The organism is Alishewanella sp. HL-SH05 (assembly GCF_052655985.1).
This window is the reverse complement of record NZ_CP199753.1, coordinates 2,212,704-2,225,107: the sequence shown is the minus strand read 5'-3', so window position 1 is coordinate 2,225,107 and position 12,404 is coordinate 2,212,704. Positions and strand designations below refer to the sequence as shown.

At 42.7% G+C, this 12,404-nt stretch carries 15 protein-coding genes and 1 pseudogene; 12 read left to right on the top strand and 4 right to left on the bottom strand.

The window, feature by feature from the left end; all coding sequences use genetic code 11:
- The first annotated feature begins 71 nt into the window (after positions 1 to 71).
- From ACUJFL_RS10155 to ACUJFL_RS10140, 4 genes are all read left to right on the top strand, one after another.
- Positions 72 to 413: an SH3 domain-containing protein gene (locus tag ACUJFL_RS10155; protein ID WP_000452086.1), complete on the top strand. Its 342-nt coding sequence runs from the start codon at positions 72 to 74 to the stop codon at positions 411 to 413.
- A 135-nt stretch (positions 414 to 548) separates the two neighbouring features.
- Positions 549 to 1,034, top strand: a complete 486-nt coding sequence (locus ACUJFL_RS10150) for a hypothetical protein (RefSeq protein WP_445427382.1) — start codon at positions 549 to 551, stop codon at positions 1,032 to 1,034.
- A gap of 81 nt (positions 1,035 to 1,115) precedes the next feature.
- On the top strand, positions 1,116 to 1,559 hold the full coding sequence (locus ACUJFL_RS10145) for a hypothetical protein (protein WP_445427381.1): 444 nt from the start codon (positions 1,116 to 1,118) through the stop codon (positions 1,557 to 1,559).
- A 545-nt stretch (positions 1,560 to 2,104) separates the two neighbouring features.
- On the top strand, positions 2,105 to 2,926 hold the full coding sequence (locus ACUJFL_RS10140; protein ID WP_445427380.1) for an alpha/beta fold hydrolase: 822 nt from the start codon (positions 2,105 to 2,107) through the stop codon (positions 2,924 to 2,926).
- A gap of 545 nt (positions 2,927 to 3,471) precedes the next feature.
- Here ACUJFL_RS10140 and ACUJFL_RS10135 read toward each other — a convergent pair.
- Complete coding sequence (locus ACUJFL_RS10135) at positions 3,472 to 3,708, bottom strand: hypothetical protein (RefSeq protein ID WP_445427379.1); 237 nt, start codon at positions 3,706 to 3,708, stop codon at positions 3,472 to 3,474.
- A gap of 461 nt (positions 3,709 to 4,169) precedes the next feature.
- Between ACUJFL_RS10135 and ACUJFL_RS10130 the strand changes: the two genes are divergently transcribed.
- The 4 genes and pseudogenes from ACUJFL_RS10130 to ACUJFL_RS10115 all read left to right on the top strand — a co-directional run bounded on the left by ACUJFL_RS10130 (position 4,170) and on the right by ACUJFL_RS10115 (position 5,753).
- Positions 4,170 to 4,430 carry a hypothetical protein gene (locus tag ACUJFL_RS10130; RefSeq protein WP_226752459.1) on the top strand — a complete coding sequence of 87 codons (261 nt, stop codon included), beginning with the start codon at positions 4,170 to 4,172 and terminating at the stop codon, positions 4,428 to 4,430.
- A gap of 164 nt (positions 4,431 to 4,594) precedes the next feature.
- Entirely contained in the window at positions 4,595 to 4,894 is a 300-nt protein-coding gene (locus tag ACUJFL_RS10125) for a hypothetical protein (RefSeq protein WP_445427378.1), read from the top strand.
- A 256-nt stretch (positions 4,895 to 5,150) separates the two neighbouring features.
- Positions 5,151 to 5,402, top strand: a pseudogene (locus tag ACUJFL_RS10120) (DUF695 domain-containing protein); the annotation flags it as partial.
- Positions 5,403 to 5,447: 45 nt separating this feature from the next.
- On the top strand, positions 5,448 to 5,753 hold the full coding sequence (locus tag ACUJFL_RS10115; RefSeq protein WP_445429077.1) for a ribonuclease E inhibitor RraB: 306 nt from the start codon (positions 5,448 to 5,450) through the stop codon (positions 5,751 to 5,753).
- Between the two features lie 339 nt (positions 5,754 to 6,092).
- Here the strand turns inward: ACUJFL_RS10115 and tnpC are convergent, their stop codons facing one another.
- The 3 genes from tnpC to tnpA form a co-directional block, all read right to left on the bottom strand.
- Positions 6,093 to 7,652: an IS66 family transposase gene (gene tnpC / locus ACUJFL_RS10110; RefSeq protein WP_445427351.1), complete on the bottom strand. Its 1,560-nt coding sequence runs from the start codon at positions 7,650 to 7,652 to the stop codon at positions 6,093 to 6,095.
- 92 nt (positions 7,653 to 7,744) lie between these two features.
- Positions 7,745 to 8,101 carry an IS66 family insertion sequence element accessory protein TnpB gene (gene tnpB / locus ACUJFL_RS10105; protein ID WP_445425237.1) on the bottom strand — a complete coding sequence of 119 codons (357 nt, stop codon included), beginning with the start codon at positions 8,099 to 8,101 and terminating at the stop codon, positions 7,745 to 7,747.
- Positions 8,102 to 8,103: 2 nt separating this feature from the next.
- A complete protein-coding gene (gene tnpA / locus ACUJFL_RS10100) occupies positions 8,104 to 8,388 on the bottom strand; it encodes an IS66 family insertion sequence element accessory protein TnpA (RefSeq protein WP_205313754.1) in 285 nt (94 codons plus the stop codon).
- 539 nt (positions 8,389 to 8,927) lie between these two features.
- Between tnpA and ACUJFL_RS10095 the strand changes: the two genes are divergently transcribed.
- The 4 genes from ACUJFL_RS10095 to ACUJFL_RS10080 all read left to right on the top strand — a co-directional run bounded on the left by ACUJFL_RS10095 (position 8,928) and on the right by ACUJFL_RS10080 (position 12,182).
- Positions 8,928 to 9,743, top strand: coding sequence for an OST-HTH/LOTUS domain-containing protein (locus ACUJFL_RS10095; RefSeq protein WP_445427377.1), 816 nt, complete (start codon positions 8,928 to 8,930; stop codon positions 9,741 to 9,743).
- 116 nt (positions 9,744 to 9,859) lie between these two features.
- Positions 9,860 to 10,309 carry a hypothetical protein gene (locus tag ACUJFL_RS10090; RefSeq protein ID WP_445427376.1) on the top strand — a complete coding sequence of 150 codons (450 nt, stop codon included), beginning with the start codon at positions 9,860 to 9,862 and terminating at the stop codon, positions 10,307 to 10,309.
- 211 nt (positions 10,310 to 10,520) lie between these two features.
- A complete protein-coding gene (locus tag ACUJFL_RS10085) occupies positions 10,521 to 11,528 on the top strand; it encodes a hypothetical protein (RefSeq protein WP_445427375.1) in 1,008 nt (335 codons plus the stop codon).
- Positions 11,529 to 11,633: 105 nt separating this feature from the next.
- Positions 11,634 to 12,182: a hypothetical protein gene (locus tag ACUJFL_RS10080; protein WP_445427374.1), complete on the top strand. Its 549-nt coding sequence runs from the start codon at positions 11,634 to 11,636 to the stop codon at positions 12,180 to 12,182.
- Positions 12,183 to 12,404: the final 222 nt, after the last annotated feature.

Sequence of the window (12,404 nt, the reverse complement as noted above, 5' to 3'; positions counted from 1 at the left end):
TCATTCTTCGCTTGGTATAGCCAAGCTTTATTGCGCCACTTATGCGGGCGTTATGTGCTTTGGAGAAATTCATGGAAGTTATTGTTGTTGAAGAACATACATCTGAATATCCAAATCCTATTTATTTGAAGCAAGGCGATGAGGTTCAACTTGGAGAAATGGATGATGAGTTTCCTAATTGGATATTCGTTGCTACAGATTCAGGTGTACAAGGTTGGACTCCAGCTCAATATATCGAGCCGATCTCAGGCACTAAGAAAGGCATACTGCTGCATGATTACGATGCTGTAGAGCTCAATACTCAATTTGGAGAAAAGCTGACAGTCTTGTTTGAACTTAATTCTTGGTACAGAGTGTCGCGTTCAACAGGTGAAGTGGGTTGGGTTCCTGTGAAAACGGTAAAACGCACATAACAAACGCCTCAAGAGGGACTGTCAACGCGCGGCGTTTCCAGTCCCAATGAGCCGCGGTGGTTGCGGTTGTTGTGTTTGAGTTTTGTGTTATGCGTTGCCAGCCCCTTAGGCGGGCGTTAGGCATAAGGAACTAGCTTGAAAACACATAATAAAATTTTACTTTCAGGTGAGCTACTTCTCGAAGCCGCTAACATTTATAAATCTGCAAAGACAGATACTGAATTTGCTAAGAGCATTCTCCTTGCCGGTGCTGTTATTAATATTGTGTCACCATTGTTGCAAGAGTTAGGTATTGAGCCCTCCGAAATTCAACATGCTCATGTCGTATTGAAGCTTAGAAAAATTGATAAAGACACTTTAACTAAAGATCAGCTCAGAAAAGAGATAGGCAAGTCATTAAAATTTTCAAGGATGGCTTATAACTCCTTAAAACACTCAGGAAAAGGGGAACTGAAAGCATCAGACGATTTAATCTTCGAAGCTAATCTCTCCGAGGAAGCTTATTTCTTAATTGGAAATGCGATTGATGATTTTAAACGGCTACCATTGCCTGTTCGTACTATTAATAGTGAATTGCCCGGTGAACTTTTGACATTGTTGCAATCTAGTTGGATTGCCTAACAATCGCCATCAAAAACGCGCCCGTTGGGCGCTCGACTCGCAACAAGTTGCTCGCGTTTGTGGCGGGCGTTAGTGGTCAAAATGAATCGAGCCCTGTTAATTATATTATTATTATTCTCAATAGCTTGCTTTAGCGAAGATGAAGCTCCTGAAACTATATGGATCGCGTCAGACAATGTGGTGTCATGTAACCCCAAAGATTTAAATCTGGGAGATACGCTACAAATAAAGTTAGGCGGTAGACATGGAAAAGAACTTGCAGTCGCAAGAGATGATGAAGGAGTTTGGCTATTCCTGATTGTCGGCTTACCTCCATTAGGTATGGATTCACTGATGTCTCATCAAGAGTTTGAGAAAGTTAATTCAATCGAAATCACCGCCAGAACAACAGGTTATCGCTGGGATGTTAAAGGTGGCAATGAAGTTATATTTTCTAAGCCCGGAAAATATACACTATATATTAGTGAGAATTTAGAGAGCGAAGATGGCGGTTATAAGTGCGAAGTAACGGTCAAAAACCACTAACAAGCAAAGGCAGCCGACGCTTAACGCGCGGCTGCTTTGAGCGTTACATTTTTGGTTGGGACCGAGCGAAATGAATTACCTTAAAAGTGGGATGTATGTTTTTACTTGTACGGTTGCTCCTTTTCTTACGTGGTATTTGTTACAAACGTTAGTTTTTAGCCAATGTGATCCTAAATTTGGTTGCTTCGGGACGTTCAAATTATTTTTTTTCATATTGATTTTATGGGGGCTACTGGCTGTAGTTGGTCATATTTCTAACTTGTTTATTCAGTCAATAATGAAAGGAACACCACTAAAAGCAAATAACTACATGGTGGGATTATTCGGTTTTATTTACGGTTTTGGACATTTGTCAGTGTTCTCATACCATGGTATTGATCTGATGTTCATATTTTTTGCATTATTAGCAGCATACTTTTTAAGTTTGGTTTCTACGCTAATTAAATAAAATGTAACAAACGCCTAAAACAACGCGGCCTCTGGCCGCTGGACTCGCAACAAGTTGCTCGCCGTTTAGGCGAGCGTTATACGCACAGGAGTTGCGCTTGATTTTTCGATTAACATTTTTGTTATTTTTCTTATATGCCAGTCCAGCCGTTGCGGGAACTCAGGAGCCAAGAGTCTTAGTTATTGATGGCATTCAAATTGAATACATCGATATTGGTGCTGGAAGCAAAACTCTGGTGATTGAATCAGGTATCGGAATGGGCTTAGCTTACTGGCAACCGTTATTAGCTGACCTTTCAAAATTAAATATCAGAACAGTTATATATTCTCGTGCTGGGAATGGGAAATCTCAGGCTGCCAAATACGTTAGTTTAGCTACTTCAAATCAACGACTCGAAAAACTGCTTTCGACTATTCACGCAAAAGAAAATCTAATTTTAATTGGTCACTCCTTTGGTGGCTTGCATGTCAGAGCATTTGCTGCCGCTTATCCCGATCGGGTAAAAGGGTTACTTTTGCTCGATCCAAGTCATGAGCTGTTTGATAGTGAATTAAATAAATACGACGCAACGTGGGCGAAACGCGATACTACTAAATTAAACGGCATGATGAATAACCAGCCTGAATGGGATCTCCTACAGGGGATTTATCATCAGAAAATGATTGCTGATGACGATATTGCCAACAAAATTCCTGTGGTCATAGTTACCTCATCAAAATTAAATGAAAGTGACTGGTGGATTGGCCATAGTGTGCAGGGTAAAAAGATCTGGCGGGATTTGCACCAGTCACTGATCATCAATAATGCAAATTCTATCCATATGGTTACTAATCAAACTGGTCATAACGTTCCACATGATAACAAGCTTCTGTTTTTAAGCTCTATTAGTGCATTATTAGGTTTGGTTGATGGCGTATAACAAACAAATTTTATCGCCAGCAAAAAGCGCTGGCTGCGACGTCAACCCGCTGCGCGGCTTTCCGCGCTAAATTTTGGCGTTAGCCGGCTGTCGAGAAATTTTAGGTACAAAATCTGTTTTACTTTTCTGCTTTGCTTGCGTTAAGTTGTATCTCAGTTGTTAATTTATTCCATCGGGCTCACCAGTTTGTTGGCAAGGTGCAATCTCTGATGGGGCGGTAGCGTTGCTCCTTTTGGCTCATTTGCTCCGCTGGCTTTTAAGTTTTAGGTTCCAGTCACTTCGCTGTATCGCACTTGGCTGGTTACGTTTTTAATTTTACACATGGGTGCTGTTGGTTGGCATCGCTTGGCGGCAGTGCCGCGCGGGTAGTGTGGTTGTCGCCGCTAACAAGGCGCACCATTCGCTCCCTTCGGTCGCTGGGACGCCAACCGCTGCGCGGCCGTCGCCCATGTGCTTTGCGTTAGCCGGCTGTCGAGATGGTTTAGGTACAAAATCTGTTTTACTTTTCGGCTCTGCTTGCGTTAGTTTGTATCTCAATTGTTAATTTATTCCATCAAGTTCGCCAGTTTGTTGGCAAGGTGCAATCTCTGATGGTGCGGTAGCGTTGTTCCTTTTGGTTCATTGGCTCCGCTTGTATCAAGTTTTAAGGTTCCAGCCAGTTCGTTGTATCGCACCTGGCTGGTTATGTTTTTTAATTTTGCACATGGGTGCCGCTGTTCGGCATCGCTTGGCGGCAGTGCCGCGCGGGTAGTGTGGTTGTCGCCGCTAACAATGCGCACCATTCGCTCCCTTCGGTCGCTGGGACGCCAACCGCTGCGCGGCCGTCGCCCATGTGCTTTGCGTTAGCAGCTTTCGGGTGTTTAGGGTTTCAGTCAGCAGTTTTATTCTGGCCTTGCTCGCGTTTTGTTTTTTTAGCAGCAAAGCCAAAAGGTAAAGTCCGCCAGTTTGTGGGTTAGCCGCTGGCGGCGAGGGCGGTAGCGTTGTTCCTCTGGTTCATTTGCTCCGCTTGCAGCAGGTTTTAAGGTTCCAGTTATTTCGTTGTATTGCACTTGGCTGGTTAGGTTTTTAATTAATGGGTGCAGTGGCTTCGGTCAACTTCGCGTGGCGGCAAAGCCGCGAAAGTTTAGTGTTTGATGCTAACAAGTTACTGCACCGGAAAAATAACTCGCTGGCGCTCGTCATTTTCCGGTGAGCAAAGCGTTAGGTGCCGGTTCCGCTGAGCCCGAGGAGAATTTAGAGTCAAATGGAAATTTACAATACCGATATCGCATCTGCGATTTTGATTTTGCTCGGTCTTGTCGTTCTCTTCAAAAAGAGCATTACATTAACTCTTTCTGTTGGCCCATCAGGTACTAACACCTTCGTCAATGAAAACAGTAAGTATACAAAAAGTAGTAATTTTCAGCTTCAAGGTATTCAAAAACTATTACTTGGATTAGGTTTGGTTATCGGCGGTTTTCTTTTTGGTTTTTATGTGCAAGGAGAATTGGCATTTACACTTTAAGTTTCAATGTTGATTCGGCACCTAACAAGCGCCTAATTGCAGTCGCTAGCGCGACTTCGGACACACAATTTGTTGCGCAATTTGCATTTCGCTGCGCTACATTATCGCAAATTACCCAACAAACTGTGCGCCGCATAGGCGAGCGTTAGGCCTAAACGAGTAACATGAATATTTACATTGCAGTTTTTTCTTTCATTATAGGTTGTTTGGTTTGCTTACCACTTTTTAAGTATTTGTTGTCAGCGGTCACAGTTAATGCCAGTGAATTTGCAGCGGGTTATAAGAAAGTAAAAGGCCGTGATCCGATTGAAGATGCAGTATCACATTATAGAAACGACTCTACGGTGAACTCATTCACAACTGCTAGTTTGGTGGTTTTAATTCTACCTTGTATACCTGCATCGTTCTTAGCTGTACCGTTGTATTTTTTAATTGAATGGGCTTTAGGATTATTTGGTGTATAGGCCTAACAAACCAATCAACCGGACACAAACTCGCTGGCTGGAGCTCGTGCCTCGCCATTTTCGCCAACAAGTTTGCGCCGTTTATTAGGGGCGTAACACCTAAAAGGAGAGATCGTGCTAGATATTTGGTATACATTCCCTGCCACGATGGGCGAGGACCGAGCTTGGATATCCTACAATCACGGTTACGGAGAGGTTGCAGAATCAGACCCTCGTCACAACGTTTTAAGAATCAGGCTCACGCGTAAAAAACCCCACAGAAACAGGTATGCCAACAAATGAGGAGTATCCTCAATTATCTAAAATTGATGAAATGTTAGATGAAAAATTTTCTGAGGTTGGCGGTGTTTATGTTGGGCGCGTAACCGTTGATGGTCATCGTTTCTTTTATTTTTATCTAAACATTGAAGAAAAGCAGGCATCAGAAATAATTGATGAAGTAACAGTCAAAACTTCTTATCAAATGCAATACGTGCACGAAAAAGATACTAACAAAAAATTCTATTGGGAGCAGCTTTATCCAACAGATGACGACTGGCAGGTAATTCAGGATTTGAAAGTTTTGGATTCACTGTCTGAAAACGGCGATCTTAAAGATAAAGAGAGGGAAGTTATGCACTGGGCATATTTCCCAAGTGACTCTTCATGCAATCAATTTGCTGCATGGGTAAAGTCAGAAAATTATGAATTACACTTTACAGGTAAAGACGAAGACAGCTCTGATTGCTATACAAAATTTACTCATGTTGGAGCTATGCATCTTGTGGATATAACCAACCATACGATTAAATTAGGCAAAAAAGCACGAGAGTTAGGTGGTAGGTATGACGGGTGGGAAACCAGTGTCGAAAAAAAGTAGGTGTCACAAAAACATTATGTTGGGAGTTTTACTCGTTGAAAAAGCGCTCCTAAAACCCCCCATATGTTAAACGTTGGTATGACTCCCCATAAATCTTGCTCATTACTAGAGAGTTGAAATTCCTCTTGCCAAGTATTCGCAGAGCCGAAGGCTAGGATAAAGGCAACAAAACTTATAATAATCAAGTTTTGAAACGTGCCAAAAAAACGAGTATTTCAGTAAGCACAGCGCTAATCATTAACTACGTTAAAAATCCTTACAACTAATCCAGAATATCTACAAATTCCCCAGGTTAATTGTAAGCGTAACAACAACCACACCTTGCGGTGTGGCTGCTGATCAATAAGGCAGGAGTTCTTGCAGTTGCTCGTGGGTATTGGCTTTGGGCAGCTCTGTCAGCAAGCGGCATAAGTAATCATACGGTTCCAGACCATTGATTTTGGCCGTTTCGACTAGGCTATACATTGCAGCACTGGCTTCTGCGCCCGTTTCAGTATTGGCAAACAACCACGCCTTGCGTCCAATCACGAACGGTTTGACGGCGCGCTCAGCACGGTTGTTGTCGATATTTAATCGGCCATCGTCCAGATAGCGGATGAGTTTGGGCCACTGATTCAGGCTATACGTGATAGCGACTCCCAGTAAACTTTCTTTCGTGACACTCTCGCTTGATTTATCCAGCCAGCTTTTAAATTGTTCTAGCAGTGGTTTAGCTAGTGCTTGTCTGGCGTCATACTTCTTATCAGGCGGCGCAGTTTTTAATTTACTCTCCAGTGCATAGAGTTTCTGGATGTGGTTAAGGGCCACATCCGCTTTACCCGTTTTGCCTTTGCCCTGTGCTTTTTGGGCTTCAACGAACTTGCGTCTGGCATGCGCCCAGCAACCGACTAAGGTTGCGTGAGTTTTCTCATACCCGGCATAACCATCGACCTGCAGATAACCGTTAAAGCCGGATAAGAAGTCACAGGGATGTTTGCTGCTGCGGCTATCCTGATAATCAAACAGCGCCAGTTTGGGGCCGGTACTTTTTTCTAAGCCACAGCCATACACCCACATGTAGCAGGTGCTTTTCTCAACATCCAGCACATTGACCGTGGTTTCATCTGCCCACAGCACCGGCTGTTTCAGAAGCTCAGCTTTCATTAACGCCAGTAGCGGTTTAAGTTTATCTGCACAGGTTATCAGCCAACGACTCATCGTTTGACGACTAAGCTCAATACCTGCCTGATTAAACAACTGCTCCTGACGGTATAACGGCAAGCCATAGTGCATTTTGCTGCTGATGATTTGCGCCAGTAAACTTGGCGTGGCCATGCTCTTAGGGATAACCGCAGCTGGCACATCAGCAATCTTAATGTCGACCTTAGTGCCATTGGTTTCACACTGCCGGCAGCTGTATTTCAACCGGACGTTTCTAAGAACACGGATTTGCGCGGGCACGAACTCAATTTGCTCACTGACTTCTTCACCCATTTGATGCAGGGCATGGCCACAGCAGACACAGGTTTTATCGTCAATGTCATGGATAACGTCAACGCGGGGCAATTCAGGAATAATACGCGGTCGGCGTGGCTTGGCGGTTTTCTCAGCGCTCTCGGTCGTCTGAGTATCTGGCTCTGTTGCTACTGACTGCTCTTCAATAAGCTGCTCGGCCTCATTTAACACTTCGCCTTCACCTTCGTAGGTCTCGCTGCTGGGGCTAAATTTCTGGTACTTCTTCAGGTTATAGCGCTCCAGTAATTGCTGTAACTTATCCGAGAGCTGCTGGTTAACCCGCTCTAGTTTAGCGATGCGTTTGTCTTTTTGCGCCAGTTTGCGCTCAAGCTTTTGCGTCTGCTCAAGCAGCATTTTCTTGAGCAGTTCAACATCATCAGGTAAGGATTGAGGTATCTTTTTCATGGCCGTTATTGTAACGGCCAATTTGGCTAAGTGCTTGGTAAGATTTAGATTGTTTTGGATGCGATCTACAGGATTTATAGCCGATCGGCATATCAACCCACACTCTGGTAATGCAGCGGCTGGTGCGCGGTGATTTTTTGAATATCGACACCTTGCAACAGCCAATGCCATTGCTGCTCGCTAATAGACAACACTTTACCTGGCATCTGCCTTGGCCAGCGGAATGTGTCTTTTTCAAGTCGCTTGTACCACAGACAAAACCCAGTGCTATCCCAGTACAGCACTTTTAACCGAGTACGCTGCCGATTGCAGAACACAAATAGTGCACCGCTAAATGGCGAGAGCTGCATCTCTTGCTCGACCAGCAACGATAAGCCATTAATGGATTTGCGAAAATCGACCGGCTGTTTATGCAAATAGACCTTAAGCACATCGAGGAACATTTTCATAGTCAAAGTGCTCTGAGCAAGGCGGCTAACCAGAGTGCATCCGTCCCTGCTGGAAGTTGCAATTCCATATCACGCTTGCGTAGCAGGATATGCTGGGCCAGTGGCGAGCTTTGTGGTGCTAATTCAATGAAACCGGTGTCATCATTCTGATGAGCCAACAACTGGCGTTTACGGAGATTGAAATAGGTCGGGATAATCCCTTGTCGTTTAGCAAATGCCGTTTGAGTAAGGCCACTTTGGGCTTGCTCGGCGAATAAGGCCAGCCATTGTTCTTTAGTGCGTTTCATGATGATTACCCTGATAATTTAAAGAGGCAGACAGGGTAATGTTGATCAGTTAGGATAGGAATGTGTGGTTGGCGTTACGCTTACGGTTAATTCTTATTTACTAATAATCCAAAATCGTAAATCTTTATTTCCAATTTTATGCACCGTTAGTCACACAAAGTGGGAATCCCAGTTATTGTGAAACATCCCAAATCGTGGCAAATAAATTCTAGCGTTAGAATTGAATCCCATATGAAATAAGGATTTGAGATAGAAAAATACAAATTAGAAAAACGACTTTAAAATTAAGCGCTAGAAAAAAAGCATAATTTCAAATAACGCCTAGAAATTTCTAACAGATCCGCAAAGATCATCCTGAGATGGCCTTGCTAGCATGGTGCAGAGCGTAAATGCGGCTTGCTGTTGTTCACTCACAATACGCTTTGTTCCGCTAAAACTCAATACTTTGCTAATTTCGCCTCGTATCATAAATATCTCATTTATTTTATAATTCAGGCTTTATGTCGGATTAAGACCAGACTACGAAGGGAGCGATTTGGTTGGCAAACATCTCAGTCGATGACGTGTTAAAAAAGATCGGTAGAAACATGCTGCTCTTCCAAGAGCTAGAGTACTTACTGAAGCATATTATTCTGAACGGCAATATCTCCGGTTATGTCGGAGATTTCCACGAAAAGAGAGCAAAACAAGTAGCGACTGTTAGTACGCAGACCTTGGGCACTCTTGTCGGCCAGTATATTTACGATATTCATGCTGACTCAGAGATGGATGATGAAAAATTCGATGACAAGGACGAATGTCATGTTTCATTCAAATTCAGAATACAAAGTGATTCAGCCTATTTTGAAACAAAGAAACTCGCCTTATCTAGATTGGTTGCTGAGCGAAACGAACTGGTTCATCATCTTCTACCCCAATTTATCCCCAGTTCACCTGACAGTTGCCAAGAAATAGCCCAGAAACTAGATGCACAAAGTGAGACAGTGCGACAAGAAATTAAGAACTTGAAGGAAATCGTCAAATTGCTTGAAGAAGGCAAAAAACAATTGCTTGATTTTCTCGATTCAGAAGAGGGTAAAAAACATTTTGAATTGCAGTTCATACAAGGAAGCAGGCTTGTTGGTTTGCTTCAAGAAATATCGGAGCAAGTGCAACGAGATGACGGTTGGACGTTGTTGAGTATTGCAGGCCAACTTGTAAAGCAACACGCTCCTGAGGAAATTGCTCGTTTAAAGCCCAATTACGGTCATAAAACTTTGAAAAGCCTAATCATTGCCTCCGAAGTGTTTGATGTTAGAGAAGAAAAAACTCAAAACGGTGGAGTGAGAGTATTATATAGAATGAGCAATAGGTAATCGTTTAAACCATACCTGACGAAGAGGTATATCACGGTGAAAATGGATCATTAAATTCCTATACGTTGCAATGTCCGTTCGAGTTGCAGATAGATGTATCAAAAGGATCATTATTCATGAGCAAACACCAATCTGATTCATCAGAACAACAGGAAGCGGAAGCATTCTTACTTAAGTCATTGGGAGATGAACTTGGTCTATCTTTTGATACCTCTGCAACCATTCCAGTAAGTACTTTAGTGCAGCCAGATGCAGTAGACCCAGTAAATAAGGTTGTAGTGGAAATATATGCACGAGTCGGCGCAGTGAAAGGGGCCCAACTTCACAAAATAAAAGGTGATATTCTTAAACTGGCGCTTATTGAGAAAGAGCTGGGCCCGAGTTGGCGCAAGATTTTGTGTTTTGCTTCACACGATGCAGCAAAGTACGTGCAAGGAAAATCTTGGGTTGCAGAAGCTGCTAGGGTTTTCGGCGTAGAGATTTATGTAATGGCGTTATCTTCAGAGCAAAAAGATAAAGTCCTCGCAGCTCAAGAAAGACAACGTATGGTAAACCCTAATCTTTAAGAGTTCAGCTTTACCAGTTAAGACATTAACTGGATTAGTCATAATTTCATCTGACAATTTTCATGATCGTGCTTGATCAAATCTGACAGTGAGCTTAGTGCCTTGTATCCAGCTGTGTTACTGAGACTTCTAAGTAACATCCTATTGTAAAAGCTATGCACACGCTGTAATTTGTTGAAATTACGGACGATGTATAGTGGGAGAGTTTTGATTGACAGATACAGTTTATCTAATAGCCCTCGTGTTTTTGCCTCTACTTATTCCTGTATTAGTGATTGCTGTCATTTTGGGAAGGGGCTCATGGCTTTTTGAACGTCTTAAGTTCACGTTGACTCTGCATGAGGGACGAGGGCTTGCTGGGCAAGGGCTATTGTGGGTATCAATACTGTCCCCTTTCCTTTATTTTCTCGCCCTTGGAGCAATCTCTTGGAGCGGTCACTCAATATCGTTGACAAGTGATGGATTGAAAGTATTTTTATCAATTAGCGCAATGCCACTGGGGGCATTATCTCTCTCTTTACCATTGTCAGTGCTTGTCTCTCGCATGCATGCAACCAAACAAACAGCAAAGCAGATTAGTATCACCCAGCTGAAAAACAACGTCGACCTTTTCTATTCTCATAGAAAAGAACTGTTTAGCTACTTTGGTCAGATGGCTGAAGTTAAGTATCTTGGGTGTTTAACCGGAAAGTTCAAAGTACACCCGCGAGTTCATATGGTGTTTTTTAGGGGAAAGCCCGAGGATGGGATTCCGCTAATGAATCACGAGGCATTTAAAGATGTTGAGAGCGAGTTATATGAAGCTAGGTGGGAGTTGGACTCAATAATCCGAGATGTAAATTCACAGTTGACCTACGATTTATATATTGCTAATTTTTGCAGCACAATCTACCGCCTTAGCCAAAAACTTGGATTGCCAGAAATTTATGTTGAACTTGCTGAGAACAGTGTTCTAGTCCCCACCAAGCTGGATAGTAAAGAAGAGATAAAACTTCTAACCGTCGGTAAAACTACTGATGAAGCCGTAGCAGCATATAGATATGCCAAAGACTATTTTCATATTCTTTGTGATTTCGCTGGTCGGAAACCAGATTGCGAAAAAGATGAAGAGTTTAAATATCTTGAAATGGGCGAAAAGTTTAGAACAGTAAAAGAAGAAAAAGTCATCGAAAGGTTGCACGAAAATGAAATCAAGCAAGCCCAAGAAAACGCGATATAACAAGGCGCTGTCGCCAGAACTGACAAGGCTGGGATGGCGTACGCTTCGCTAAACACGCCTCAGAGCTTTGCTTTATGCAGCAATCAAAACTTCGGATAAGGTTAAATGTTAAGGTTAGTAAATATAGTCCTACAAATAGTAGGCATTCAGACAGCAAAGCAGAAAGAAAAAACTCAACGAGTTGTTGATTATATTGATACTTGTCTTGAGCATATGGAAAACATTATGGGCTACAAGAAAGATATCAATGAAGCTAATGCTGAGCAGTCCAGAAAGTTTCTTCAGCAAGCCTACCTAGAACTTCCATTACAACTAAATGGTGTTGCAACTACAGTGGAGTGTGATGTCATTAAGAACTCGATTGCAAGTGCCAGAATTTATTATCACGCAGTTAAAGAAGGTAAAGTTGTAGATAGTAGCCTTGAAAAGGACTATGAATCACGATTTCAACTGTATGTTAATCATGTATATGACCAGCAGATGTATCGACAGAGCTCATATGAAACGTTTTTACGTCAGCTAGTTAAAGATAAGAGAGAAATCGATAAAGCCTACGTTAGTATGGAATTACAGAAAATTAAAGAAGTATGCCAAGAAGACGTTGCTAGAATTATGTCCTTGAGAGAGAGGCTAAAAACTCGAAAAGCAACTTAACAAACTGCTTAGTCGGAATTCGTAACGCAGGGCATTATTACTATGCGTTAGTCATCAACTCATAACTGACTGTCGGATTCGATTGGAACCTCGCAGCTAAACTGTCGGATCAGATATGAGCCACAATACCTTAACGGACGACTATCCAGTTTTCAGAGAAGGCAGAACATTTCTATGAACCGCCCATCTCGCCAATAACCCAGTGTTCGCCTGTTGTCGGGG

What these genes read in the sequence shown, in the direction of transcription:
- tnpB (WP_445425237.1), bottom strand. Translation starts at nt 8,101, where the DNA reads ATGAAAATGTTCCTCGATGTGCTTAAGGTCTATTTGCATAAACAGCCG.
- ACUJFL_RS10145 (WP_445427381.1), top strand. Translation starts at nt 1,116, where the DNA reads ATGAATCGAGCCCTGTTAATTATATTATTATTATTCTCAATAGCTTGC.
- ACUJFL_RS10130 (WP_226752459.1), top strand. Translation starts at nt 4,170, where the DNA reads ATGGAAATTTACAATACCGATATCGCATCTGCGATTTTGATTTTGCTC.
- tnpC (WP_445427351.1), bottom strand. Translation starts at nt 7,652, where the DNA reads ATGAAAAAGATACCTCAATCCTTACCTGATGATGTTGAACTGCTCAAG.
- ACUJFL_RS10080 (WP_445427374.1), top strand. Translation starts at nt 11,634, where the DNA reads ATGTTAAGGTTAGTAAATATAGTCCTACAAATAGTAGGCATTCAGACA.
- ACUJFL_RS10135 (WP_445427379.1), bottom strand. Translation starts at nt 3,708, where the DNA reads ATGGTGCGCATTGTTAGCGGCGACAACCACACTACCCGCGCGGCACTG.
- ACUJFL_RS10155 (WP_000452086.1), top strand. Translation starts at nt 72, where the DNA reads ATGGAAGTTATTGTTGTTGAAGAACATACATCTGAATATCCAAATCCT.
- ACUJFL_RS10090 (WP_445427376.1), top strand. Translation starts at nt 9,860, where the DNA reads ATGAGCAAACACCAATCTGATTCATCAGAACAACAGGAAGCGGAAGCA.
- ACUJFL_RS10125 (WP_445427378.1), top strand. Translation starts at nt 4,595, where the DNA reads ATGAATATTTACATTGCAGTTTTTTCTTTCATTATAGGTTGTTTGGTT.
- tnpA (WP_205313754.1), bottom strand. Translation starts at nt 8,388, where the DNA reads ATGAAACGCACTAAAGAACAATGGCTGGCCTTATTCGCCGAGCAAGCC.